The sequence below is a fragment of the Streptomyces sp. SS1-1 genome, from assembly GCF_008973465.1.
Lineage (GTDB): Bacteria > Actinomycetota > Actinomycetes > Streptomycetales > Streptomycetaceae > Streptomyces.
Genome location: NZ_WBXN01000004.1, coordinates 2,615,282 through 2,640,804 on the forward strand (window position 1 = coordinate 2,615,282; position 25,523 = coordinate 2,640,804).

Sequence of the window (25,523 nt, forward strand, 5' to 3'; positions counted from 1 at the left end):
CTCCGCCTCCCCAGAGCCCCGTCCCCACCGGAGGACCTCCCCATGCGCTCGCACCTGCTCAACGACACGACCGCGGAGCGGTACCGCCGCTCCGTGACCGAAGGCATCGAGCGGGTGGCCGCCCAACTCGCCGCCACCGACCGTCCGTTCACCGGCGTCACGGCCGACGACCTCGCGCCCGCCGTCGACGCCATCGACCTCGACCGCCCGCTGCACGACACCACCGCGGTGCTCGACGAGCTGGCGGAGGTCTACCTCCGGGACGCCGTCTACTTCCACCACCCGCGCTACCTCGCCCACCTCAACTGCCCCGTCGTCATCCCGGCGGTGGTGGGCGAGGCGGTACTCTCCGCCGTCAACTCCTCCCTGGACACCTGGGACCAGTCGGCCGGCGGCACCCTGATCGAGCGCAAGCTCGTCGACTGGACGGCCGCCCGGATCGGCCTCGGCCCGGCCGCCGACGGCGTGTTCACCTCCGGCGGCTCCCAGTCCAACCTCCAGGCGCTGCTGCTGGCCCGCGAGGAGGCCAAGACCGGCGACCTGGCGAAACTGCGCGTCTTCGCCTCGGAGGCCAGCCACTTCAGCGTGAAGAAGTCCGCGAAACTGCTGGGGCTCGGCCCGGACGCCGTGGTGTCCGTCCCCGTCGACCACGACCAGCGGATGCAGACCGTCGCGCTCGCCCGCGAGCTGGAGCGCTGCACCCGGGACGGCCTGGTCCCCATGGCCGTCGTCGCCACCGCCGGCACCACCGACTTCGGCTCCATCGACCCGCTGCCCGAGATCGCCGGGCTCTGCGAGCAGTACGACACCTGGATGCACGTCGACGCCGCCTACGGCTGCGGCCTGCTCGCCTCCGTGAAGTACCGGGACCGCATCGACGGCATCGAACGCGCCGACTCCGTCACCGTCGACTACCACAAGTCCTTCTTCCAGCCGGTCAGTTCGTCGGCCGTGCTGGTCCGCGACGCCGCGACCCTGCGGCACGCCACCTACCACGCGGAGTACCTCAACCCCCGCCGGATGGTCGAGGAGCGCATCCCCAACCAGGTCGACAAGTCCCTCCAGACGACCCGCCGGTTCGACGCGCTCAAACTGTGGATGACCCTGCGCACCATGGGGGCCGACGGCATCGGGCAGCTCTTCGACGAGGTGTGCGACCTGGCCGCGGAGGGCTGGCGGATGCTGGCCGCCGACCCCCGCTTCGAGGTGGTCGTCGAGCCCAGCCTGTCCACCCTCGTCTTCCGCCACATCCCGGCCGCCGTCACCGACCCGGCCGCGATCGACCGGGCCAACCTGTACGCCCGCAAGGCCCTGTTCGCCTCCGGCGACGCCGTGGTCGCGGGCACCAAGGTCGACGGCCGCCACTACCTGAAGTTCACCCTGCTCAACCCCGAGACGACGACCGAAGACATCGCCGCCGTCCTCGACCTGATCGCCGGCCACGCCGAGCAGTACCTGGGAGACTCCCTTGACCGCGCGTCCTGACAACCCGTCCGTGATCCACGACTTCGTGGGCATCGGGCTCGGCCCGTTCAACCTGGGCCTCGCCTGCCTGACCGAGCCGATCGCCGAACTCGACGGCGTGTTCCTGGAGTCGAAGCCCGACTTCGAGTGGCACGCGGGCATGTTCCTGGACGGCGCCCACCTCCAGACGCCGTTCATGTCGGACCTGGTGACCCTCGCCGACCCGACCTCGCCGTACTCCTTCCTGAACTACCTGAAGGAGAAGGGCCGGCTGTACTCGTTCTACATCCGGGAGAACTTCTACCCGCTGCGCGTCGAGTACGACGACTACTGCCGCTGGGCCGCGAGCCGGCTGAGCAGCGTCCGCTTCGGCACGACGGTCACCGAGGTGACGTACGAGGACGAGGACGGGGTCTACGCCGTGCGGACCGAGGCCGGCGACACCTACCGGGCCCGCCACCTCGTCCTCGGCACCGGCACCCCGCCGCACATACCCGAGGCGTGCGAGGGCCTCGGCGGCGACTTCCTGCACAACTCCCGCTACCTCCAGCACAAGGCGGAGCTGCAGCGGAAGGAGTCGATCACACTGGTGGGCTCCGGGCAGTCCGCCGCCGAGATCTACCGCGACCTGCTCGCCGAGATCGACGTCCACGGCTACCGGCTGAACTGGGTCACCCGCTCCCCGCGGTTCTTCCCGCTGGAGTACACCAAGCTCACGCTGGAGATGACGTCCCCCGAGTACGTCGACTACTACCGCGCGCTGCCCGAGGACACCCGCTACCGGCTCACCACCGAGCAGAAGGGCCTGTTCAAGGGCATCGACGGCGATCTGATCGACGAGATCTTCGACCTGCTCTACCAGAAGAGCCTCGGCGGCCCGGTCCCCACCCGGCTGCTCACCAACTCCGCCCTCACCGGCGCGCGCCACGAGAACGGCACGTACACCCTGGACTTCCGTCAGGAGGAGCAGGGCAAGGACTTCACGATCGAGTCGCAGGGCCTGGTGCTGGCGACCGGCTACCGGTACGCCGAGCCGGAGTTCCTGCGCCCGGTGCGCGACCGACTGGTCTACGACGGCCGGGGCAACTTCGACGTCGCCCGCAACTACGCCGTCGACGTCACCGGCCGCGGGATCTTCCTGCAGAACGCCGGCGTCCACACGCACAGCATCACCAGCCCCGACCTGGGCATGGGGCCGTACCGCAACGCGTACATCATCCGCGAGCTGCTCGGCACCGAGTACTACCCCGTCGAGAAGACGATCGCGTTCCAGGAGTTCGCCGTATGAGCACCCGCACCTTCACCTTCCGCCCCCTCGACCCGCTGCGGGACGCCGAGCTCCTGCACTCCTGGGTGACCCACCCCAAGGCCGCGTTCTGGATGATGCGGGACGCGAGGCTGGAGGACGTCGAGCGCGCCTACATGGAGATCGCCGCCGACGAGCACCACCACGCCCTGCTCGGCCTCGACGAGCACGGGACGCCCGCCTTCCTGATGGAGAGGTACGACCCCGCCCACCGCGAGCTGGTCGGCCTGTACGACCCGCTGCCGGGCGACGTGGGCATGCACTTCCTCACCCCGGCCACCGACCGTCCCGTGCACGGCTTCACGCGGGCCGTCATCACCGCCGTGATGGAGCACCTCTTCGAGGACCCGGCGGTCCGGCGGGTCGTGGTGGAGCCGGACGTCGCCAACAAGGCCGTCCACGCCCTGAACGCGGCGGTGGGGTTCGTGCCCGAGCGCGAGATCCAGAAGCCCGAGAAGAGGGCGCTGCTGAGCTTCTGCACCCGTGAGCAGTTCGAGGCGGCCCGGGGAGCGACCGTATGAGCCTGTCCGACGCCGTGGCGCACCTGTCCCCCGACCGCTGGGCGCGGGCCAACCGCCTCCTGATCCGCAAGGCGCTCGCCGAGTTCTCCCACGAGCGCCTGCTCACCCCCGAGCCGTCCGGCGACGGCCGCTACACGGTCCGCAGCGACGACGAGCGCACCCGGTACACGTTCACCGCCGTGCGGCGCGCCCTGGACCACTGGCAGATCGACGCCGGCTCGATCGCCCGGCACCGCGACGACGCCGAACTTCCGCTGGAGGCGCTGGACTTCTTCGTCGAGCTGCAGAAGTCCCTGGGGCTGAGCGACGAGATCCTGCCGGTGTACCTGGAGGAGATCTCCTCCACCCTCTCCGGCACCTGCTACAAGCTGACCAAGCCGCAGGTCCCGGCCGCCGAGCTGGCTGGGTCCGGGTTCCAGGCCATCGAGGCCGGGATGACCGAGGGCCACCCCTGCTTCGTCGCGAACAACGGGCGGCTCGGCTTCGGCGTCCACGAGTACATGGAGTACGCCCCGGAGGCCGCGCGCCCGGTCCGGCTGGTGTGGCTGGCGGCCCACCGCTCGCGCGCCGCCTTCACGGCCGGCGTCGGCGTCGAGTACGAGTCGTTCCTGCGCGAGGAGCTGGGCGCGGAGACCGTCGAGCGGTTCCACGGAGTGCTGCGCGCGCGGGACCTCGACCCCGGCGACTACCTCCTCATCCCGGTGCACCCGTGGCAGTGGTGGAACAAGCTGGCCGTCACCTTCGCCGCCGAGGTCGCCCGGGAGCATCTGGTCGTGCTGGGCGAGGGCGACGACGAGTACCTGGCCCAGCAGTCCATCCGGACGTTCTTCAACAGCACCAGTCCGCACAAGCACTATGTGAAGACGGCCCTGTCCGTCCTCAACATGGGCTTCATGCGGGGCCTGTCGGCCGCGTACATGGAGGCCACGCCCGCCATCAACGACTGGCTGGCCCAGCTCGTCGACGGCGATCCGGTGCTGCGCGCGACGGGGCTGTCCATCATCCGGGAGCGGGCCGCCGTCGGCTACCGGCACCTGGAGTACGAGGCGGCGACGGACCGGTACTCGCCGTACCGCAAGATGCTGGCGGCGCTGTGGCGCGAGAGCCCGGTGGCCCGTCTGGAGGACGGCGAGACCCTCGCCACCATGGCCTCGCTCGTGCACGTCGACCACGAGGGCGCGTCGGTCGCGGGCGCCCTGATCGAGCGGTCCGGCCTGGACCCGGCGGAGTGGCTGCGGCACTATCTGCGGGCCTACTACGTCCCGCTGCTGCACAGCTTCTACGCCTACGACCTGGTGTACATGCCGCACGGCGAGAACGTCATCCTCGTCCTGAAGGACGGGGTGGTGCGGCGCGCGATCTACAAGGACATCGCCGAGGAGATCGCCGTCATGGACCCGGACGCGGTGCTGCCGCCGGCGGTCGAGCGGGTGCGCGTGGACGTGCCCGAGGACACCAAACTGCTGTCGGTCTTCACGGACGTCTTCGACTGCTTCTTCCGCTTCCTCTCGGCGAACCTCGCCGCCGAGGGCGTCCTCGACGAGGACGCCTTCTGGGGGACGGTCGCCGAGGTGACCCGCGACTACCAGCGGTCGGTGCCCGAGCTCGCCGAGAAGTTCGAGCGGTACGACCTGTTCGTCCCCGAGTTCGCGCTGTCCTGCCTCAACCGCCTCCAGCTGCGGAACAACCGGCAGATGGTGGACCTCACGGACCCGGCGGGCGCCCTCCAGCTCGTCGGCACCCTGAAGAACCCCCTCGCGGGGCTCTGACCCACGGACGGGCGGGCGCCCCCGGAGTACGGTCCTCCGGGGGCGCCCGTCGTCGTGTGCCGTGCGGACCTACGCCGAGGGCCAGGGGACCTGCGGCGACCGGTAGAAGTCGATGCCCAGCGCCTCCCACCGCCCGGCCTGCGCGGCGAGCCGCACCTTGTAGGCGTCCCAGTCGTGCGTCGAGGCCGGCGACCAGCCCAGCTCGGCGACACCGGGGAGCCGCGGGAACGCCATGTACTCGATCTCGTCGGACCGGGTCAGCGTCTCCGACCACAGCGGGGCCTCGACGCCGCGGATCGCCGACGCGGGCGCCCCCGGCAGATACGCGGCCGGATCCCAGTCGTAGGACCGGCGCACCTCCACCAGGCCCGCCCAGGACAGCCCCAGCGGGGTGTCGGCGGTGTACTTCATGTCGAGGTAGACGCGGTCGGCCGGGGACAGGACGATCCCGGTGCCGTTGCGCGCGGCCGCGGCGACCCGTTCCTTCTCCGCGGCGCCCGTGCCGTCCAGACCCCAGTACTGGGCGAGCGCGCCCTTCGCCGGGGTGGCGCCGGTCAGCTGGTGCCAGCCCACCACCGTCTTGCCGTACCGGGCCACGATGGGCTGCACCCGGTCCATGAACGCCACGTAGTCCTCGTGGCTGGTGGAGTGCGCCTCGTCACCGCCGATGTGCAGATACCGGCCCGGCGTCAGCGCGGCCAGCTCGCGGATCACGTCGTCGACGAAGTCGTAGGTGATCTCCTTGCCGGCGCACAGCGAGCTGAACCCGACCGCCGTGCCCGTGTACAGCGGGGGCGCGACGCCGTCGCAGTTCAGCTCGGCGTACGAGGCGAGCGCGGCGTTGGTGTGCCCGGGCATGTCGATCTCGGGGACGACCTCCAGATAGCGCGAGGAGGCGTACCGGACGATCTCCTTGTAGTCCGCCTTGGTGTAGTGGCCGCCGGGGCCGCCGCCGACCTGGGTGGAGCCGCCGTAGGCCGCCAGCCGGGGCCAGGAGTCGACGGCGATGCGCCAGCCCTGGTCGTCGCTGAGGTGCAGATGCAGCTTGTTGATCTTGTAGAGGGCGAGCTGGTCGATGTACCGCTTGACCTGCTCGACGGTGAAGAAGTGCCGGGAGACGTCGAGCATCGCGCCGCGCCAGCCGTAGCGCGGGGTGTCCTCGAGGGTGCCGCCCGCGACCAGCCAGGGGCCGGGCTGCACGGAGTCCCTCTCGACGGCGGCGGGGAGCAGCTGGCGCAGGGTCTGCACGCCGTGGAAGAGGCCGGCCGGGGCCGCCGCGGTGATGGTGACACCGGCGGGCCCACTGTCCAGGCGGTAGCCCTCGGCGCCGAAGGGGCCCTGGTGCAGGCGCAGCCGGATGCCCCCGGCGCCCCGGTCGGTGACCGGGAGGCGGTAGCCGGTGGAGGGGCGCAGGAGGCCGGCGAGGTACTCGCCGACGCGGCGCGCCTCGCCGGAGCCGTCGACCCGGATGTGGGTGCCGCGGGTGATGCGGTACGGCTGCCCGCCCGGGGTGGCGTGCGCGGGCGCGGGGACGACGTGATCGAACGGGGTGGGTGGCGTCGGGCGGGGGGTGGGGGCCGCCCCGGTCGCCGAGACGCCCAGGGCGACCAGGACCAGGGAACCGAGAAGGCGCAGCGTTCTGTGTCTCACAAAACCGTCCCTTCCATGGGCAGTTGACGCTCCAAGAGGTCTGGACCACTCTCTCGCGACCCGGATGGAACAATCCACCCCATGGCGGAAATCATCCAGAAGGACGGCACGTGGATCTTCGACGGCGACGCCCTGCGGCTGATCCCCGGCCGTGACAAGGGCGTCGCCCTCCTGCGCGCCACCCTGGGCGAACTCGTCGTGCCAATCCAGGCGTTGGCGGGGATCTCGTTCGAGCAGGGCAAGCGGGCCGGGCGGCTCAGGCTGCGGCTGCGCGACGGCGCCGACCCGCTGCTGATCGCCACGGGCGGCCGGCTGACCGAGCCCCACGACCCGTATCAACTGCTCGTGGAGCCCGACCGGTACGGCGTCGCGGAGTACGTCGTCGACGAGGTCCGCAACGCGCTGCTGCTGGACGAGGTCCCGGCCGGCCCGGTCGACCGGTATCTGCTGCCGGGCCCGTCGCTGCCGCTGTCCTTCTCCGCCGGGGACGGCACGGCCGCCTTCGACGGGGAGCGGGTCCGGCTGGAGTGGAACTGGAAGACGGACGAGGCCAAGGCCGCGGGCGGGCCCCGCACGATCCCGGTCACGGACGTCCGGGCGGTCGAGTGGCAGCCGGCCGCGGGCCTGGAGAACGGCCACCTCCGCTTCGTCGTGCGCAACGGGTCCGCGACGACCCCGCCGAAGTACGACCCGCACGCGGTGGAGCTGTGGGGCTTCAAGAAGGACCCGCTGATGGCCCTGGTCGCGGCGGCCGTGCAGGCCCGCATCCCCCATCCGGCCGCACCCGCGCCCCGGGACACCGTCCCGCGCCAGGCGGACGGCGAGGACCACGACGTGCTGCTGCGCCGGCTGCGCGAACTCGGCGACCTGCACCGCACGGGCGTCCTGACGGACGAGGAGTTCACGGCCGCCAAGCAGGCCGTACTGAAGCGCTTGTAGCAGACGGCTCGGCCGCGGATGCGCGCCTGCCCGAAATCGGGCAGAATTCTTGCGAAGCGATCTCCGATACCTCAGGATCTAGCGAGTGCACGACGACCTCGTTGATCATCTGACCCGCAGCACGCCCCTGAGCCGGGGCGAGGCGCTGAGGGTGATCCAGGACGTGCTCGCCTACTTCGACGAGACGACCGAGCAGTTCGTCCGTCGCCGCCACCGCGAGCTCCAGGCCCAGGGCCTGGTGAACGCGACGATCTTCGAACGGATCGAGGCGGACCTGAAATACCGGGCGGTGGCACCGCCGGAGCTCTCGCTCCGGCAGCTGCGCCGGATCGTCTACGGCTAGGGGTACCTGTTCATATGTGCGGAATCGTCGGATACATCGGGAAGCGTGACGTCGCGCCCCTGCTCCTGGAGGGCCTGCAGCGCCTGGAGTACCGCGGGTACGACTCGGCGGGCATCGCCGTCACCTCCCCGAAGACCGCCGGCCTCAAGACCGTGAAGGCCAAGGGCCGGGTCCGCGACCTGGAGGCCAAGGTCCCGGCGCGCTTCAAGGGCACCACCGGCATCGCCCACACCCGCTGGGCCACCCACGGCGCCCCCTCCGACGTGAACGCCCACCCGCACCTGGACGCCGAGGGCAAGGTCGCCGTCGTCCACAACGGCATCATCGACAACGCCGCCGACCTGCGCCGCAAACTGGAGGCGGACGGCGTCGAGTTCCTGTCGGAGACCGACACCGAGGTCCTCGTCCACCTCATCGCCCGCTCCGAGGCGGAGAAGCTGGAGGACAAGGTCCGCGAGACCGTGCGCCTCATCGAGGGCACCTACGGCATCGCCGTCCTGCACGCCGACTTCCCGGACCGCATCGTCGTGGCCCGCAACGGCTCCCCGGTCGTCCTCGGCATCGGCGAGAAGGAGATGTTCGTCGCCTCCGACATCGCCGCGCTGGTCGCCCACACGCGGCAGATCGTCACCCTGGACGACGGCGAGATGGCCACCCTCAAGGCCGACGACTTCCGGACGTACACCACCGAGGGCACCCGCACCACCGCCGAGCCCACCACCGTGGAGTGGGAGGCCGCCTCCTACGACATGGGCGGCCACGACACCTACATGCACAAGGAGATCCACGAGCAGGCCGAGGCCGTGGACCGCGTGCTGCGCGGCCGGATCGACGACCGCTTCTCCACCGTGCACCTCGGCGGCCTCAACCTGGACGCCCGCGAGGCCCGCCAGATCCGCCGCGTGAAGATCCTCGGCTGCGGCACCTCGTACCACGCGGGGCAGATCGGCGCCCAGATGATCGAGGAGCTGGCCCGTATCCCCGCGGACGCCGAGCCGGCCTCCGAGTTCCGCTACCGCAACGCGGTCGTCGACCCCGACACGCTCTACGTCGCCGTCTCCCAGTCCGGTGAGACCTACGACGTCCTCGCGGCCGTGCAGGAGCTCAAGCGCAAGGGCGCCCGGGTCCTCGGCGTCGTGAACGTGGTGGGCTCCGCGATCGCCCGCGAAGCCGACGGCGGCGTCTACGTGCACGCCGGCCCCGAGGTCTGCGTGGTCTCCACGAAGTGCTTCACGAACACCACGGTGGCCTTCGCGCTCCTCGCCCTGCACCTCGGCCGCACCCGCGACCTCTCCGTGCGCGACGGCAAGCGGATCATCGAGGGTCTGCGCAAGCTGCCCGCGCAGATCGCCGAGATCATGGAGCAGGAGGCGGAGATCGAGAAGCTGGCCAAGCAGTACGCCGACGCCCGCTCGATGCTCTTCATCGGCCGTGTCCGGGGCTACCCGGTCGCCCGCGAGGCCTCGCTGAAGCTCAAGGAGGTCTCGTACATCCACGCCGAGGCCTACCCGGCCTCCGAGCTGAAGCACGGCCCGCTGGCCCTGATCGAGCCCGCCCTGCCGACGGTCGCGATCGTCCCCGACGACGACCTGCTGGAGAAGAACCGCGCCGCGATGGAGGAGATCAAGGCCCGCAGCGGCAAGATCCTCGCGGTAGCGCACCAGCCGCAGGAGAAGGCGGACCAGACGATCGTGGTCCCGAAGAACGAGGACGAGCTGGACCCGATCCTCATGGGCATCCCGCTGCAACTCCTCGCCTACCACACGGCGTTGGCGCTGGGCCGGGACATCGACAAGCCGCGCAACCTGGCCAAGTCGGTCACCGTCGAGTAGCCGGACCGGCCCCTGACACGACGGAACCCCTCGTGACGCCACGGCGTGCGAGGGGTTCGGTGCGCGCCGAAGGGCGCGAAGGTCCGGGCGAGGAGGGCGCGTCAGGGAATGACGACGACCGGGCGCTTGGCCCGCTTGGCGAGCCGCCCGGCGACCGAGCCGAAGAGGCGTCCGACGATGCCGTGCGTGGAGCCGACGACGATCGCGTCCGCCTCGTACTCCACCCCGACCTCCTCGAGTTCGTGGCAGATGTCGCCGCCGCGCTCGACCAGGATCCAGGGGACCTCGGCGAGGTAGTCGGCGCAGGCGAGTTCGAGGCCGAGGACCTCGGTGCGGTGGTCCGGGACGTCGACGAAGACCGGCGGCTCGCAGCCCGCCCACACCGTGGTGGGCAGCCGGTTGGCGACATGGACGATGATCAGGCCCGCCCCGGAGCGATGGGCCATGCCGATGGCGTAGGCGAGAGCCCGCTCACTGGACGTGGAACCGTCGAAGCCCACCACGACGCCGTGCTTGAAGGCGGGATCGCAGGGGTGGCGTGACTCTTCCGCCGCGAGGGGATCGGCCGCCGTGGGATCGGCGACGGGCCGCTTGCGGTCCGCGTGTTCGAAGAATTCGTGACCGGCCATGGCTGTCTCGGCGTTGTGATCCTTTATGGACGGGCTCGCGAGCGGAGCTCGTTGACGGATGTGGCGGTCTGTGGCTGAGCGGTGTCCGGGAATGGTCTTCCCAAGCCCATACCCCAAGGGTACGGCGGCACTCCTCCTTAGCCCAGATACCCGCAGCGGTCCGTACGGGTTCCAGGGAGCATGCACGAGGGTGCGCCCGTAACGCAATGGTTGCTGCGGTGTACAGGCGGTTTGCGCCGGTGCCCGCCCCGCCCGGCGAGAAGCCGGTCATCCACCAGTGACCGACGGCCGGTCCCCGCGTTGATCACCGCGAGCCGTCCGCCAGGGACCCCAGGAGCACACGCACGCATGACCGGACCCCGCACCCCCTCCGAGGACAGCGTGACCGAGGTGGTCCGCTGGGCGGCCTTCAGCTGTGTCCTGGTCCCCGTCGTGCTCCTCTGGTACGGCACCTCGTTCGCCGGCGCCACCGGCACCGCCCTCGGTCTCGCGGCCGTCACCGGCGCCTGCCGCCTGCTGCTGCGTCAGTCGGAGCGCGGCGCGGCCCGCGCCCGGGACATGGAGCGCGCCGGCCCCTCCCCGCGCCGTCGCGGCCGTCACCATCGCACCGGGACCGGTGCGCATCGCGGTGGACGCCACACGGGACGGATTACACCGGGCGGCTGACCGGTTTCCGCGCACGCATACGTTGGTTTTCGGCCAACTTCCGTTGCGCGGGCATCCCCTGCCCACCACACCCCCCAACCCCCGCCCCACCTGCGCGAAAAGGACCCGGAGGCCCCCGGGCACCGTATGGGGATCGGCCACTGCCACAAGGCGTACTTCCCTGCACGGCGCGGGAGTGCAACGCTTCGTGATCGAATGCTTCACGCCAAGTTGCCAAGTCGACAATGTGCCGAGTGCCGAACCGGCCACTGCGGCACGGCGCGACACAGTAGATTCGATCTTGACTGTCTACGGCGGGGGACTCGTGCAGGACCGAGGGGAAACGTGCAGGAGCGACACAACCGAGGAGCCGCGACCACCGAGGGGGGCTTAGCAGGATGAGCCACGACTCCACTGCCGCGCCGGAAGCCGCGGCCCGGAAACTCTCCGGGCGACGCCGCAAGGAGATCGTCGCGGTGCTGCTGTTCAGCGGCGGCCCCATCTTCGAGAGTTCCATACCGCTGTCGGTGTTCGGTATAGACCGCCAGGACGCCGGCGTGCCGCGCTACCGACTGCTGGTGTGCGGCGGCGAGGAAGGCCCACTGCGGACCACAGGGGGCCTGGAACTCACCGCGCCACACGGCCTGGAGGCGATCTCACGGGCGGGCACGGTCGTCGTGCCGGCCTGGCGTTCGATCACCTCCCCACCACCGGAGGAGGCGCTCGACGCGCTGCGCCGGGCCCACGAGGAGGGCGCCCGCATCGTCGGGCTGTGCACCGGCGCCTTCGTCCTCGCGGCCGCCGGCCTGCTGGACGGCCGTCCGGCGACGACCCACTGGATGTACGCACCGACGCTGGCCAAGCGCTATCCGTCGGTCCACGTCGATCCACGGGAGCTGTTCGTCGACGACGGCGACGTGCTGACGTCGGCCGGTACGGCGGCCGGGATCGACCTCTGTCTCCACATCGTGCGGACGGATCACGGCAACGAGGCGGCCGGAGCGCTCGCCCGCCGCCTGGTCGTCCCACCGCGCCGGACGGGAGGCCAGGAGCGCTACCTGGACCGCTCTTTACCGGAGGAGATCGGCGCCGACCCGCTCGCCGAGGTCGTCGCCTGGGCGCTGGAGCATCTGCACGAGCAGTTCGACGTCGAGACGCTGGCGGCCCGCGCGTACATGAGCCGCCGCACCTTCGACCGCCGGTTCCGCTCGCTGACCGGCAGCGCCCCGCTGCAGTGGCTGATCACCCAGCGGGTCCTGCAGGCGCAGCGCCTGCTGGAGACGTCCGACTACTCGGTCGACGAGGTCGCCGGACGCTGCGGCTTCCGCTCCCCGGTCGCGCTGCGCGGGCACTTCCGCCGCCAGCTCGGCTCGTCGCCGGCCGCGTACCGGGCGGCGTACCGGGCCCGGCGCCCGCAGGGCGAGCGGCCCACCGAGCCGGAGCCCACGGTCGGCACCGGCCACACCCCGCAGGGCCCGCCGCCCGCCCCCTACCCGGAGGGCGGACCGGTCCCGCTGCAGACCCGGCGCACCCCCGCCTCCGTGGGGTCGCCCGCGTCCGCCGACCACGGACGCGAGCTGTACGTCGGCGGCCGGGCGAGCCTGCCCGGCCAGCGCAGCGGAGCATGACGACGGACCGCCCCCGGCGTACGCCGGGGGCGGCACCGGTCCTCCCAAACGGGAGCGCCCGCTTTAGGGTGGTCGCATGAACGATCGCATGGTGTGGATCGACTGCGAGATGACCGGCCTCTCGCTGTCCGACGACGCGCTCATCGAGGTTGCCGCCCTCGTCACCGACTCCGAGCTGAACGTCCTCGGCGAGGGGGTCGACATCGTCATCCGCCCGCCGGACTCGGCGCTGGAGACGATGCCGGAGGTGGTGCGTCAGATGCACACCGCGTCCGGTCTGCTCGACGAACTCGCCGGCGGCACGACGCTCGCCGACGCCGAGGAGCAGGTCCTGGCCTATGTCCGCGAGCATGTGAAGGAGCCGGGGAAGGCGCCGCTGTGCGGCAACTCCGTCGGCACCGACCGCGGCTTCCTGCTGCGCGACATGCCGACGCTGGAGGACTATCTCCACTACCGGATCGTGGACGTCTCCTCGATCAAGGAGCTGGCCCGCCGCTGGTACCCGCGCGCCTACTTCAACAGCCCCGAGAAGAACGGCAACCACCGCGCCCTCGCCGACATCCGCGAGTCGATCGCCGAGCTGCGCTACTACCGCGAGGCCGTCTTCGTACCGCAGCCGGGCCCCGACTCGGACACCGCGAAGGCGATCGCCGCGAAGCACGTCCTGCCTGCTCAGTAGGGGTGCGGAAGGGGTGCCGGGGGGCGCCGCGGAATGTGTGCGCGAGCACCCCTTCGGACCCTGTACACTTTTTCTCGGCCGGTCGGGGATACCCGAAGCCGGTCATGGTGGGTGTAGCTCAGCTGGTAGAGCACCTGGTTGTGGTCCAGGATGCCGCGGGTTCGAGTCCCGTCACTCACCCTCACCGATCAGCCGGTGACCTCCCCGAGGTCACCGGCTGATCGCATTCCCGGGTCCCTCGCCGGACCCGGCCCGGCCCCGCGCTCAGGACGAGGCGCGGGTCACCAGCTCCGTGGCCAGCACGACCTGCGTCGGCTGCGCCAGGCCCCGGGACACCGCGGGTCTCCGGTCGGCGATCTCCGTGAGCAGGAGGTCTATCATCTTGCGGCCCATCTCCACGATGGGCTGACGGACGCTGGTGAGGGGCGGATCCATATGACGGGCGATGGCCGAGTCGTCGTAGCCGACGAGCGCGACGTCGTCCGGGATGCGCCGGCCCGCCTCGCGCAGCACCTGCCGGGCGCCCGCCGCCGTCACGTCCGAGGCGGCGAACACGGCGTCCAGGTCGGGGCAGCGCTCGAGCAGCGCCCGCATCGCCCGGACACCGCCCTCCTCGGTGAAGTCGCCCGCCTCGATCAGACGCTCGTCGGCGGGGTGCCCGGCGTCCCGCAGGGCGTCGCGGTAGCCGTCGACACGCCGCTGGGCGCCGTAGACGTCGAGGCGGCCGGTGATGTGGGCGATCCGGCGCCGGCCGTGCGAGACGAGGTGCTCGACGGCCGAGCGGGCGCCGCCGTAGTTGTCGGAGTCGACCGAGGTCAGGGTCTCGGCGGCGGAGCGCGGGCCGCTGATCACCGCGGGGATCTCCAGCTGGGCCAGCATGTCGGGCAGCGGGTCGTCGGCGTGCACGGAGACCAGCAGGACGCCGTCGACGCGGTGCGCGGCCAGGTACTGGGCGAGCCGGCGGCGCTCCTTGTCGCTGCCCGCGAAGATCAGCAGGAGCTGCATCTCGGTGTCGGACAGCTCGGCGCCGACACCGCGCAGCATGTCCGAGAAGTACGGCTCGGCGAAGAAGCGGGTCTCCGGCTCGGGCACGACCAGCGCGATGGCGTCCGTACGGTTCGCCGCCAGGGCGCGGGCCGCCGTGTTGGGGACGTAACCCAGCTCCGCGACCGCGGCCTCGACCGCGGCGCGCGTGGCGTCGCTGACCCGCGGCGAGCCGTTGATCACCCGGGAGACGGTGCCACGGCCCACGCCGGCCCGGGCCGCCACCTCTTCGAGGGTGGGCCGGCCGCCGCTGCGGCCCCGCGTTCCGTGGGTTGCCATGGGCTCCGCCTCCCGTTGACCGTGTCGTCGGCCTGGAATTTAACAGCCCCGCCCGGCACGGAGCTGTGGGCGGGGGCAGTGATCGACTTCTCCCCCTCGGTCAAGTGGCGCCGAACTTGGCCGGTTTGGCTCCCTGAGGACTCGGGGCGCGACGTTTGTTAACAGGCCGATAACTGAACGCACGAGTGCGTGTCCGGTCCCTTGACACCCCCGCCCCGACCGACGAACCTTCAACTCATCACCTGTGGGAGCGCTCCCACAGTACCTGACACATACATGTCCCGCACGTTCCCCGCCCGAGCCGCAGCTAGCAAGATGAACGGGCCCAACAGTGCAGTTGGCCGGGGGGTCGGCACGTCAGGCAACAGGAGGACGCAATGCGCACGAGTACCCGCGGGTCCCGCCGGCTGATGGCCCTCGCGGCCGTAGCCGCGCTGACGACAGGGCTGCTCGCCGGCTGCGCCGAGGACTCGGACGACGGCTCTTCGAACGAGGGCGGTGGCAACGGCGGCGGGGGCAAGACCACGCTGACCATCGGCACCTTCGGTGTCTTCGGCTACAAGCAGGCCGGCCTCTACGACGAGTACATGAAGTCGCACCCCGACATCTCCATCAAGGAGAACGTCACCACGCGGACCGACGTCTACTGGCCGAAGACCCTGACCCGGCTCCAGGCCGGCTCCGGCACCGACGACATCCAGGCGATCGAGGTCGGCAACATCACCGAGGCCGTCCAGACCCAGGCCGACAAGTTCGTCGACCTCGGCAAGGAGGTCGACAAGTCCCAGTGGCTGGACTGGAAGAACACCCAGGCCACCACCAAGGACGGCAAGCTCATCGGTCTCGGCACCGACATCGGCCCGATGGCGATCTGCTACCGCAAGGACCTCTTCGAGAAGGCCGGCCTCGAGACGGACCGCGCCAAGCTCGCCGAGCAGTGGAAGGGCGACTGGGGCAAGTACGTCGACCTGGGCAAGAAGTACATGAAGAAGGCGCCGAGCGGCACCAAGTTCGTGGACTCCGCGTCCTCCGTCTACAACGCGGCCCTCGGCGGCGAGACCGAGCGGTACTACGACAAGGACGGCAACGTCGTCTGGGACAAGTCCGCCGGTGTGAAGAAGGCCTGGAACGTCGCCATGGACGTGGCGACCAGCGACATGTCCGCCAAGCTGAAGCAGTTCGACAAGCCGTGGGACCAGGGCTACGCGAACGGCACCTTCGCCACCGTGGCCTGCCCCGCCTGGATGATCGGCTACATCCAGGAGAAGTCCGGTGAGGCCGGCAAGGGCAAGTGGGACGTGGCGGCGGCGCCGACCGCGGCCAACTGGGGCGGTTCGTTCATCGGCGTGCCGACGGCGGGCAAGCACCAGAAGGAGGCCGTCGCCCTGGCGAAGTGGCTGACCGCCCCCGAGCAGCAGGCCAAGGTCTTCGCCAAGCAGGCCAGCTTCCCGTCGACCCCGTCGGCGTACGGCAGCCTGCAGCCGGCGTCCGCCACGCAGGAGTACTTCTCCGGCGCGCCGATCACCCAGATCTTCTCGGACTCCGCCAAGACGATCCCGACCCAGTACCTGGGCACCAAGGACCAGCCGATCGGCACCGCGATCACCGACATCGGCATCCTCCAGGTCGAGCAGAAGGGCAAGTCCCCGGCCCAGGGCTGGGACGCCGCCACCGCGGAGATCAAGGACGTGCTCGGCCAGTGAGCAGTCCCAAGCAGGCCCTCGCGCATCCCGCGTCGAGCGCCGACGCCGCGCCCGGTGATCAGCCGGGCGCGGCGCCCCGCGCTCACGGTCGCGGTACGCCGCCTCCGGGGAACGACTCCTGGCGCAGCCGGCTGTACCGCTGGGACATGAAGGCGTCGCCGTACGCGTTCATCGCCCCCTTCTTCATCGTGTTCGGGGCGTTCTCGCTCGTCCCGCTGCTCTACACGGCCTGGTACTCGCTGCACGACGTGCAGCTGGCCAACCTCGACGGCCAGACCTGGGCCGGTCTGAAGAACTACGAGAACCTGCTGTCCTCGGACTTCTTCTGGAACGCGCTGTGGAACACCTTCACCATCGGTGTCATCTCCACGGTGCCGCAGTTGGTCATGGCCATCGGCCTGGCCCATCTGCTCAACTACAAGCTGCGCGGCTCGACCGTGTGGCGGGTCGTGATGCTCACCCCGTACGCCACCTCGGTGGCGGCGGCGACGCTGGTGTTCGTGCTGCTGTACTCGTGGGACGGCGGCATGATCAACTGGCTGCTGGACTTCGTCGGCATCGACCCGGTCAACTGGCGCGAGTCCGACTGGGGTTCGCAGTTCGCGGTGTCCTCCATCGTGATCTGGCGCTGGACCGGCTACAACGCGCTGATCTACCTGGCCGCGATGCAGGCCATCCCCGCCGACCTCTACGAGTCCGCGGCGATCGACGGCGCCAACCGCTGGCAGCAGTTCATCCATGTGACGATCCCGCAGCTGCGGCCGACGATCCTGTTCACCGTGGTCGTCTCCACGATCGGCGCGACCCAGCTCTTCGGTGAGCCCCTGCTGTTCGGCGGGGTCTCCGGTTCCAAGGGCGGTTCCGAGCACCAGTACCAGACGCTCGGTCTGTACATGTACGACCAGGGCTGGATCATCGGCAACCTCGGCAAGGCGTCGGCGATCGCCTGGACGATGTTCCTGATCCTGCTGATCGTCGCCGTGATCCAGCTGCTGATCTCCCGACGGCTGAGGAAGTCCCAATGACCGCGACAGAACTCACGCCCCCCCGGGCCGAGGAGCCCGCGAAGCCCCGCCGCGAGCGGCCCCGGGTGATGGGTGCCGGCAAGCAGCTGCACGCCGGTCCGCTCACCTATGTCGTGCTCACCCTGTTCGCGCTGGTCTCGCTGGCGCCGCTGGTGTGGACGGCCGTCGCCGCCTCGCGCACCAACCAGCGCCTCGCCGAGACGCCGCCGCCGCTGTGGTTCGGCGGGAACCTCTTCAAGAACATGGAGCGGGCCTGGGAGGAGGGCGGCCTCGGCACGGCCATGTTCAACACGATCTTCGTGGCGAGCATGATCACCATCAGTACGGTGCTGTTCTCCACGCTGGCCGGCTTCGCCTTCGCCAAGCTCCGCTTCCGGTTCTCCGGCGTCCTGCTGCTGCTGACCATCGGCACCATGATGATCCCGCCGCAGCTGGCGGTCGTGCCGCTGTACCTGTGGATGGCGGACCTCGGCTGGTCGAACCAGCTCCAGACGGTCATCCTGCCGACCCTGTGCACGGCCTTCGGCACGTTCTTCATGCGGCAGTACCTGCTCCAGGCGCTGCCGACGGAGCTGATCGAGGCGGCGCGGGTGGACGGCGCGAGCAGTCTGCGGGTCGTGTGGCACGTGGTGTTCCCGGCGGCCCGCCCGGCCATGGCCGTCCTCGGCCTGCTGACCTTCGTGTTCGCCTGGAACGACTTCCTGTGGCCGATCATCGCCCTGAACCAGGAGAACCCGACCGTGCAGGTCGCGCTCAACTCGCTGGGCACCGGCTATGTCCCGGACCAGGCGGTGATCATGGCGGGCGCCCTGCTCGGCACGCTGCCCCTGCTGATCGCCTTCCTGCTGTTCGGCAAGCAGATCGTCGGCGGCATCATGCAGGGCGCGGTCAAGGGCTGACGCGCTTCCCGTCGCACGGCCACCCGGGGGCCGCGTCACCGTCGCCCCGGCCCCCGGCCCCTCCCCCCTCCTCCCCCCTACCCGTACCCGTCGGTCTCCACGACCTCCTATGGGAGCGCTTCCATGCCTGAGCCCATGTCCCCCGTGTCCTTCCCCTCCACCTTCCTCTGGGGTGCCGCGACCTCGGCGTACCAGATCGAGGGTGCGGTCCGGGAGGACGGACGCACCCCGTCGATCTGGGACACCTTCGCCCACACCCCGGGCAGGACGGCCGGCGGCGATCACGGTGACGTCGCCGTCGACCACTACCACCGCTACCGCGACGACGTGGCGCTGATGGCCGGCCTCGGCCTGGGCGCGTACCGCTTCTCCGTCTCCTGGTCGCGGGTGCAGCCCACGGGGCGCGGACCCGCCGTCCAGCGGGGCCTCGACTTCTACCGCCGGCTGGTGGACGAGCTGCTGGCCAAGGGCATCAAGCCGGCCGTCACCCTCTACCACTGGGACCTGCCGCAGGAGCTGGAGGACGCGGGCGGCTGGCCGGAGCGCGACACCGCGTACCGCTTCGCCGAGTACGCGCAGATCGTCGGCGAGGCGCTCGGCGACCGGGTGGAGCAGTGGATCACGCTCAACGAGCCGTGGTGCAGCGCCTTCCTGGGCTACGGCTCCGGGGTGCACGCCCCGGGCCGCACCGAGCCGGTCGCCACGCTGCGCGCGGCCCACCATCTGAACCTCGCGCACGGCCTCGGCGCCAAGGCGCTGCGCTCCGTGATGCCCGCCCGCAACACGGTCGCGCTGAGCCTGAACTCCTCCACCGTGCGCCCGCTGACGCAGGACGCGGCGGACCTGGCGGCGGCCCGCAAGATCGACGACCTGGCGAACGGGATCTTCCACGGCCCGATCCTGCACGGCGCCTACCCGGAGAGCCTGTTCACGGCGACCCGGCAGCTCACCGACTGGTCGTACGTCCAGGACGGCGACCTCGCCACGATCAACCAGCCGCTCGACGCGCTGGGCCTGAACTACTACACGCCCGCGCTGGTCTCCGCGGCCGGCCCCGACCACACCGGGCCGCGCGCCGACGGGCACGGGGCGAGCGAGCACTCGCCGTGGCCCGCCGCCGACGACGTGCTGTTCCACCAGCCGCCCGGCGAGCGGACGGCGATGGGCTGGTCGATCGACCCGACCGGGCTGTACGACCTGATCATGCGGTACGAGCGCGAGGTGCCGGGCCTGCCGCTGTACATCACGGAGAACGGCGCCGCCTACGACGACAAGCCCGACGCCGAGGGCCGGGTGCACGACCCGGAGCGCATCGCCTATCTGCACGGCCACCTCGCCGAGGTCCGCCGCGCGATCGCCGACGGCGCGGACGTCCGGGGCTACTTCCTGTGGTCCCTGCTGGACAACTTCGAGTGGGCGTACGGCTACGAGAAGCGCTTCGGCGCGGTGTACGTCGACTACACGACCCTGGAGCGGACGCCGAAGTCGAGCGCCCACTGGTACGGCAAGGCCGCCCGCACGGGCACGCTGCCCGAGGTCGACGAGGTCTTCTGACCCGACCGGGCGGTGGAACGGGGGGCGGGGCGCGGCGCGTATATAGGGGACGTGCCGCGCCCCGGCCGGATGGGGGGTGGACCGGCCGGGGCGCGCCCCCCGTGGGTGGACCGGCCCGCTCGGTCGTGCGCGGGCCGTGTGTCGCCGGCGTGAGCCGGGCGACGTCGGTCGAGGCCGTCGGCTGAGGCCCTGCGGTCGCGGGCCGTCCATGGTCGGCCGTCAGCTGCGGGCCGTCAGTCGCCGACCGTCAGTTGTAGGCCGCGAACGCCTTCGAGAAGGCGAACTTGTCCTGGAGGATCGAGCTGCAGGTGGCGTCAGCGGCCGGCTTCTGGCCGCCCGCGCACTGCTGGTCGCGGGTCGCCGACCACATCGACAGCCAGCCCAGGCCCTTGGACTTGGCGAAGTCCACCAGCTGGGTGGCGTCGTCGACCTTGAAGACCTCGCTGGCGACGTCGTTGACGCCGATCATCGGAGTGACCGCGACCGTCTTCCAGGCGGCGTCGTCGGAGAGGCCGAGCACGCCCTTGATCTGGGCCTGGGTGGCGGTGGCCGCCTGCTCGGCGTAGTCGCCCATGTCGCCGCTGTACGCCGGTCCGTAGTCCATCGCCATGATGTTGACCGCGCCGATCCGCACGCCGTTCTGCTTCGCGTCGGCGAGGAGGTCGACACCGGGCTGGGTGAGGCCCTCCGGCATGACCGGGAGAGTGAAGGAGACGTCCAGGTCCGGGTGCTGCTTCTGGAGCTTGGCGATCGCCTGCGCACGGCGGGTGTTGGCCGCCTTGTCGGGCAGCGCGCCGCCCTCGACGTCGAAGTCGGCCTTGGTGAGCTGGTAGGCGTCCACGACCTTGCCGTACGCCGCCGCCAGCGCGTCCGCCGAGGAGCAGGTCGTGGCGAGTTCGCTGCCGGCCGCGCCGCCGAAGGAGACGCGCACGTCGCCGCCCTTGGCGCGCAGGTCGCCTATCTGCGCGGCCACCGCGTCCGCGCCGATGTCGGTGACGCCGCCCCACTTCGGGGTGCAGCCGCCGCCGTCGGTGACGAAGGCCAGGTTGTAGTCCTTCACGCCGGTCGCCGCCGCGCTCGCGGCCAGGTCGAACGCCGGGTACAGCGAGGTGTCGACGAACGGGGCGAAGCCGGCGGCGGCCTTGGTGCCGGTGCCCGGGCTCTGCGACGGCTTGCCGGTGGGGGTCGCGGAACCGGAGGGCGTCGCGGTGGGCTCGGGTGCCGTCGCCGTGGGGGTGGGCTTCGGGGTCGTGGTCTCGGTGGGGCGGCCGCTGGGCTCGGGCGTCGCGGTGTCGTCGGTGGAGCACTTCGTGCCGTCGATCAGACAGCTCTTCGGCGACGCGGTGCCGTTCACCACGAAGCCGACCGTGATCGACTCGCCGGGTGCGAGGCCGTCGGTGTCCCACTTCGGAGGCGTCACGGTCACATGCCCGTCGCGCACGCTGGACTCGGCGTTCCACAGGGAGCTGAGCTTCGAGCCGGACGGCAGGTCGAACTCCAGCGTCCAGTCCTTCTTCACCTCGCCGGTGTCGTTGGTGACGACGTACTGCGCGGTGTACCCGGTCGACCAGTCGCTGGTCTTCGTGTAGACGGCGCCGGCGCCGGCCGCCTGGGCGGTTCCGGTGACCACGAGCGCGCCGCCGCCGACCACGGCCGCGGCGACGAGACCGCCGATCGCCTTGTTCCTGCCGCTGATCCTGCGCCGGTGGGTGCTCATCGCGTGTCTGCCTTCGCTGTTCGGGGGTGGGGGGTGGGTGCGGCAGCACGCTAGCGAGCGGGAATCGGACAAAGGTCCTGATCCGGGCGGTGGCCGGGGACCTTAGGGTGCGCTTAAGGAAGGGATCGGGAGCGGTTAAAGGTCGAGACCAGTCGGCCGGGGCGGCGGCGCCGCACGGCACCCCGGTGGCCCCTGCGGACCGGTGCCCGGCCGTCGAGCTGTATCCACAGGCGTACTTCGGTCCCGCCGAGCACCGACGAGCCGATCCGTACGTCACCGCCGGTGGACTCGGCGAGCCGGCGCACGATGTCCAGGCCGAGACCGGTCGAGCCGGCGTTCCCCGAGCCGTGCCCGCGGGCCATGGCGGCCTCGGGGTCGGCGATGCCGGGCCCGGCGTCGGAGACGAGCACGATGACGGCGTCCTCGCCGTTGTGCACGTCGACCGCGAAGGCGGTGCCCTCGGGGGTGTGCCGGAAGACGTTGCCGAGGAGGGCGTCCAGCGCGGCCGCCAGGTCGGCCCGGGCCACGGGTATCCGCACCGGCCGGTCCACGCCGGCCACCCGCACCTTGCGGCCCTCGTCCTCGGCCAGCGCCGACCAGAACCCCATCCGCTCGCGCACCACCTCGGCCGCGTCGCACCCGGCGCCCGGCCCGGCCGCGACCGTCTGCGGCTTGGCCTCGCGTGCCGTGCGGATGATCGTGTCGACCTCGCCCTCCAGCTGGGCCACGGCGGCCCGGGTCTGGTCGGCCGCCGGGCCGTCCCCGAGAGAGGCCGCGTTCAGCCGCAGGACGGTCAGCGGGGTGCGCAGCCGGTGGGACAGGTCGGCGGCCAGCTCCCGCTCGTTGGCGAGGAGTTGCACGACCTGGTCGGCCATCGCGTTGAACGCGACCGCCGCGAGCCGCAGTTCGTTCGGCCCCTCCTCCGGGACGCGGGCGCCCAGCTTGCCCTCGCCCAGCTCGTGCGCGCCCTCGACCAGGCGCTGAGCGGGCCGCACCATCCTGACGCCCAGCCGGTCGGCGACCGCGACCGAGCCGACGATCAGGGCGATGCCGACGCCGGCCAGGACGGCCCAGGCGGTGGCGAGCCCGTTGGTGACCTCGGCGTCGGGGACGTACACCTCGACGACGGCGATCTCGCCGGTGCTCAGCGCGACCGGTTGGAGCAGGGTGGAGCCGCCGGTCACCTCGGTGGTGGAGGCGCGGCCCAGCCGGCGCACGGTCGCGATGTCCTTGTCGGCGGCCCGCCGCCGGCCGAGGTCGACGGCGGCGCTCTTGCCCGACGCCGGGATGTGGACGGCCATGCCGTCGTCGGACCCGGCGGAGGCGACAACGCGCTCCAGCTGGTCCCGGTCGGTGGTGATGGACAGGGCGGGGGCGACGGCGGCGGCCTGGCGCTCGGCGTTGGAGAAGGCGCGGTCGCGGGCCATCTCCCGGATGACGAGTCCGAGCGGGACGGCGAAGGCGAGCACGACCATCGTGGTGACCGCCAGGCTGACCTTGACCAGGGCCCATCTCATCGCGGCTGCTCCCCCGGGTTCCCCGCGCCGTCCGCGCCGAAGGACGGCACGGCGGGCGGCTCCAGCTTCACGCCGACGCCCCTGAGGGTGTGCAGATAGCGCGGGTTGGCCGCCGTCTCGCCCAGTTTGCGGCGCAGCCAGGACAGATGGACGTCGATGGTCTGGTCGTCGCCGTACGACTGCTGCCAGACCTCGGCGAGCAGCTCCTTGCGGGGGACGACGACACCGGGGCGCCCGGCGAGGAAGGCGAGCAGGTCGAACTCGCGCCGGGTCAGGTCGAGGCGCACTCCGTCCAACTCGGCCTGGCGGCGCAGCGGGTCGACGGTGAGCCCGCCGACGCGCAACACGCTGGAGGGCGCCGCGTCCACCCCGGCGGCCCGGGCCCGGCGGAGCACGGCCGCCATCCGCGCCGACAGATGCTCGACCGAGAACGGCTTGGTCAGATAGTCGTCCGCGCCGGCGTTCAGCAGCCGGACGATCTCCGCCTCGTCGTCCCGTGCCGTCGCGATGATGACCGGGACGTCGGTGATGCCGCGCAGCATCTTCAGGGCCTCGGAGCCGTCGAGATCGGGCAGACCGAGGTCCAGGATGACCACGTCGAAACGGAAATGGGCGACCTCGCGCAGCGCCTCCAGCGCGGTGCCGACGCTGCGCACCGTGTGGGCGGCGTCGGTCAGGTGCCGGATGAGCGCCGAGCGCACGAACTGGTCGTCCTCGACCACGAGCACACTTGCCATGCGCCGCACCGTACGCCATGCCGGCGAGACCGGTCCGGGCCTGTGGACAACTCGGCCTCTGTGGACGGGGAGGCGACACCCGTGGGGCGCGTGAGGCAGTATGGCCCGCGATGCACAGAGGAGTCGTACACGTACTCGCGTGGTCGCTCGCCACGGGCGCGGCGGTCACGCTGTCGTGGTGGGGCGTCCACACGGTCATGGCCGGCACGGTCTACGACCGGCCGCGCGCCCTGCCCATCACGGCGGCGGACGTGACGACGAAGGAATCCGAGCCGCTGGCGTCGTCCACCAACCGGCCGACGCCGTCGCCGACTCCGTCCCCGCGCACCCCCAAGACGAGCCGTACGCCCAGCACTCCGGCCACCTCGACACCACCGCCGAAGACCTCCAGCCCCCCGTCCTCCCCGGACACCTCGGGCCAGGTCAAGAGCTACGACACCGACGGCGGCCGGGTCGTCTTCGACATCGGCACGTCCTCGGCGTCCCTCGTCTCGGCAGCGCCCGGCGCGGGCTGGTCGATGCAGGTGTGGAAGACGGAGTCCTGGATCCGGGTCGAGTTCAGCGCGGGCGCGGACCGGGTGTCGGTGTTCTGCACGTGGCACGACGGGCCGCCGCGCGTGGAGATCGGGACGTACTGATCCGTCCCTCTCGTCTCCCGGGGTCACAGGAAACGCATGGGCTACGCTGGCGCTTCGAACTCGTGAGTGAGTAGCAACGGGGGTTGACTTCGGCTGATGCCACGTCAGCGGCTCTGACCAGGTGACGTCCGGCTAGGTGAAGGCCGACGCCGGAGGGGCCGGGGAGTCCACCGCCGACGCGTCCGTCACCGGGGTCGCGCCCCCCGTGAAGTCCCGCAGACCGCGGCCGTGTTCGACGCGGCCCGGGTGCAGGTCGGAGGCGGCGCGGCGGGTGAGTTCGGCTACCGGGAGGGGCTGGTCGGCGGCGAGGAGGACCGCGTTGCCGAAGCGCCGGCCGCGCAGCACCGTGGGGTCGGCGACCAGGGCGACCTCGGCGAACCGGGCGGCGGCGGTGGCGATCTGGCCGCGCAGATGCGTGAGCGGGGGCCCGTCGGCGAGGTTGGCCGTGTACCAGCCGCCCGGCGCGAGCGCCCGGCGCACTTCGTCGAGGAACTCCGTCGAGGTCAGGTGGGCCGGGGTGCGGGCGCCGCTGAAGACGTCCGCGATGACGAGGTCCGCCCAGCCGTCCGGCACCTTGGCGAGCCCTTCGCGCGCGTCGGTGGAGCGCACCCGGATGCGGGCGTTCCGGTCGAGGGGGAGTTCCCGGCGGACCAGGCCGACGAGGGGCGCGTCCCGTTCCACGACCTGCTGGGTGGAGCGGGGCCGGGTGGCGGCGACGTAGCGGGCGAGGGTCAGGGCGCCGCCGCCGAGGTGCACGGCCTGCACGGGTCTGCCAGGTGGGGCGACGAGGTCGATGACGTGCCCGAGCCGGCGCTGGTACTCGAAGGAGAGGAAGGCGGGGTCGTCCAGGTCGACGTGCGACTGGGGCGCCCCGTCGAGGAGCAGGGTCCAGGCCCGCGCCCGGTCCGGGTCGGGTATGAGTTCCGCCAGCCCGCCGTCGACCGTCTCGGTGACGGAGGCCGCGGCGGCCCCGCGCCGGGACTTCCTCGACTTTCCCATGCGGCC

General features: G+C 71.4%; 22 protein-coding genes and 1 tRNA gene. 16 read left to right on the plus strand and 7 right to left on the minus strand.

Annotated elements, in window-relative coordinates; all coding sequences use genetic code 11:
- Nucleotides 1–42: 42 nt before the first annotated feature.
- The 4 genes from desA to F8R89_RS13095 are packed head-to-tail and all read left to right on the plus strand — an operon-like array spanning nt 43 to nt 5,060.
- A complete protein-coding gene (gene desA, locus F8R89_RS13080; RefSeq protein ID WP_151784143.1) occupies nt 43–1,485 on the plus strand; it encodes a lysine decarboxylase DesA in 1,443 nt (480 codons plus the stop codon).
- The gene (locus F8R89_RS13085; protein WP_151784144.1) at nt 1,469–2,752 is read left to right on the plus strand and encodes a lysine N(6)-hydroxylase/L-ornithine N(5)-oxygenase family protein; all 1,284 of its coding nucleotides are present in this window, start codon (nt 1,469–1,471) and stop codon (nt 2,750–2,752) included. Before desA ends, F8R89_RS13085 begins: the two co-directional genes overlap by 17 nt.
- Nucleotides 2,749–3,291: a GNAT family N-acetyltransferase gene (locus F8R89_RS13090; RefSeq protein WP_151784145.1), complete on the plus strand. Its 543-nt coding sequence runs from the start codon at nt 2,749–2,751 to the stop codon at nt 3,289–3,291. The genes F8R89_RS13085 and F8R89_RS13090 overlap by 4 nt, the downstream gene beginning before the upstream one ends.
- Nucleotides 3,288–5,060 (plus strand): IucA/IucC family protein, encoded by a 1,773-nt coding sequence (locus F8R89_RS13095; RefSeq protein WP_151784146.1) that lies wholly within the window; start codon nt 3,288–3,290, stop codon nt 5,058–5,060. Before F8R89_RS13090 ends, F8R89_RS13095 begins: the two co-directional genes overlap by 4 nt.
- Before the next feature lie 69 nt (nt 5,061–5,129).
- On the opposite strand, the gene F8R89_RS13100 is transcribed toward F8R89_RS13095, so the two are convergent.
- Nucleotides 5,130–6,710, minus strand: a complete 1,581-nt coding sequence (locus tag F8R89_RS13100; protein WP_151784147.1) for a beta-N-acetylhexosaminidase — start codon at nt 6,708–6,710, stop codon at nt 5,130–5,132.
- A gap of 81 nt (nt 6,711–6,791) precedes the next feature.
- On the opposite strand from F8R89_RS13100, the gene F8R89_RS13105 reads away from it, so the two are divergent.
- From F8R89_RS13105 to glmS, 3 genes are all read left to right on the plus strand, one after another.
- Entirely contained in the window at nt 6,792–7,649 is an 858-nt protein-coding gene (locus F8R89_RS13105) for a DUF4429 domain-containing protein (protein ID WP_151784148.1), read from the plus strand.
- An 85-nt stretch (nt 7,650–7,734) separates the two neighbouring features.
- Nucleotides 7,735–7,992, plus strand: coding sequence for a hypothetical protein (locus F8R89_RS13110; protein ID WP_151784149.1), 258 nt, complete (start codon nt 7,735–7,737; stop codon nt 7,990–7,992).
- A 14-nt stretch (nt 7,993–8,006) separates the two neighbouring features.
- Nucleotides 8,007–9,824: a glutamine--fructose-6-phosphate transaminase (isomerizing) gene (gene glmS, locus F8R89_RS13115; protein ID WP_151784150.1), complete on the plus strand. Its 1,818-nt coding sequence runs from the start codon at nt 8,007–8,009 to the stop codon at nt 9,822–9,824.
- A 101-nt stretch (nt 9,825–9,925) separates the two neighbouring features.
- On the opposite strand, the gene F8R89_RS13120 is transcribed toward glmS, so the two are convergent.
- On the minus strand, nt 9,926–10,453 hold the full coding sequence (locus tag F8R89_RS13120) for a universal stress protein (protein ID WP_151784151.1): 528 nt from the start codon (nt 10,451–10,453) through the stop codon (nt 9,926–9,928).
- A gap of 348 nt (nt 10,454–10,801) precedes the next feature.
- On the opposite strand from F8R89_RS13120, the gene F8R89_RS13125 reads away from it, so the two are divergent.
- The 4 genes from F8R89_RS13125 (at nt 10,802) to F8R89_RS13140 (ending at nt 13,585) form a co-directional block, all read left to right on the plus strand.
- Entirely contained in the window at nt 10,802–11,119 is a 318-nt protein-coding gene (locus tag F8R89_RS13125; protein WP_151784152.1) for a hypothetical protein, read from the plus strand.
- A gap of 377 nt (nt 11,120–11,496) precedes the next feature.
- Nucleotides 11,497–12,726: a helix-turn-helix domain-containing protein gene (locus tag F8R89_RS13130; protein WP_151784153.1), complete on the plus strand. Its 1,230-nt coding sequence runs from the start codon at nt 11,497–11,499 to the stop codon at nt 12,724–12,726.
- Nucleotides 12,727–12,802: 76 nt separating this feature from the next.
- Nucleotides 12,803–13,405 carry an oligoribonuclease gene (gene orn / locus F8R89_RS13135; protein WP_151784154.1) on the plus strand — a complete coding sequence of 201 codons (603 nt, stop codon included), beginning with the start codon at nt 12,803–12,805 and terminating at the stop codon, nt 13,403–13,405.
- 107 nt (nt 13,406–13,512) lie between these two features.
- Nucleotides 13,513–13,585, plus strand: a tRNA-His gene (locus F8R89_RS13140).
- Between the two features lie 84 nt (nt 13,586–13,669).
- On the opposite strand, the gene F8R89_RS13145 is transcribed toward F8R89_RS13140, so the two are convergent.
- A complete protein-coding gene (locus F8R89_RS13145; protein ID WP_151784155.1) occupies nt 13,670–14,728 on the minus strand; it encodes a LacI family DNA-binding transcriptional regulator in 1,059 nt (352 codons plus the stop codon).
- Nucleotides 14,729–15,105: 377 nt separating this feature from the next.
- Between F8R89_RS13145 and F8R89_RS13150 the strand changes: the two genes are divergently transcribed.
- The 4 genes from F8R89_RS13150 (at nt 15,106) to F8R89_RS13165 (ending at nt 19,909) form a co-directional block, all read left to right on the plus strand.
- A complete protein-coding gene (locus F8R89_RS13150) occupies nt 15,106–16,431 on the plus strand; it encodes an ABC transporter substrate-binding protein (protein ID WP_151784156.1) in 1,326 nt (441 codons plus the stop codon).
- Nucleotides 16,428–17,456 (plus strand): carbohydrate ABC transporter permease, encoded by a 1,029-nt coding sequence (locus F8R89_RS13155; RefSeq protein ID WP_151784157.1) that lies wholly within the window; start codon nt 16,428–16,430, stop codon nt 17,454–17,456. The genes F8R89_RS13150 and F8R89_RS13155 overlap by 4 nt, the downstream gene beginning before the upstream one ends.
- On the plus strand, nt 17,453–18,355 hold the full coding sequence (locus tag F8R89_RS13160) for a carbohydrate ABC transporter permease (RefSeq protein ID WP_192806111.1): 903 nt from the start codon (nt 17,453–17,455) through the stop codon (nt 18,353–18,355). Before F8R89_RS13155 ends, F8R89_RS13160 begins: the two co-directional genes overlap by 4 nt.
- 135 nt (nt 18,356–18,490) lie before the next feature.
- A complete protein-coding gene (locus F8R89_RS13165) occupies nt 18,491–19,909 on the plus strand; it encodes a GH1 family beta-glucosidase (protein WP_413251291.1) in 1,419 nt (472 codons plus the stop codon).
- Nucleotides 19,910–20,156: 247 nt separating this feature from the next.
- Here the strand turns inward: F8R89_RS13165 and F8R89_RS13170 are convergent, their stop codons facing one another.
- From F8R89_RS13170 to F8R89_RS13180, 3 genes are all read right to left on the minus strand, one after another.
- Nucleotides 20,157–21,626, minus strand: a complete 1,470-nt coding sequence (locus F8R89_RS13170) for a cellulose binding domain-containing protein (RefSeq protein ID WP_151784159.1) — start codon at nt 21,624–21,626, stop codon at nt 20,157–20,159.
- Between the two features lie 113 nt (nt 21,627–21,739).
- Nucleotides 21,740–23,143: a sensor histidine kinase gene (locus F8R89_RS13175; RefSeq protein WP_151784160.1), complete on the minus strand. Its 1,404-nt coding sequence runs from the start codon at nt 23,141–23,143 to the stop codon at nt 21,740–21,742.
- The gene (locus F8R89_RS13180) at nt 23,140–23,880 is read right to left on the minus strand and encodes a response regulator transcription factor (RefSeq protein WP_151784161.1); all 741 of its coding nucleotides are present in this window, start codon (nt 23,878–23,880) and stop codon (nt 23,140–23,142) included. Before F8R89_RS13180 ends, F8R89_RS13175 begins: the two co-directional genes overlap by 4 nt.
- Before the next feature lie 110 nt (nt 23,881–23,990).
- On the opposite strand from F8R89_RS13180, the gene F8R89_RS13185 reads away from it, so the two are divergent.
- Entirely contained in the window at nt 23,991–24,518 is a 528-nt protein-coding gene (locus F8R89_RS13185; protein ID WP_151784162.1) for a hypothetical protein, read from the plus strand.
- A gap of 132 nt (nt 24,519–24,650) precedes the next feature.
- On the opposite strand, the gene F8R89_RS13190 is transcribed toward F8R89_RS13185, so the two are convergent.
- Complete coding sequence (locus F8R89_RS13190; RefSeq protein ID WP_151784163.1) at nt 24,651–25,517, minus strand: spermidine synthase; 867 nt, start codon at nt 25,515–25,517, stop codon at nt 24,651–24,653.
- Nucleotides 25,518–25,523 lie beyond the last annotated feature (6 nt).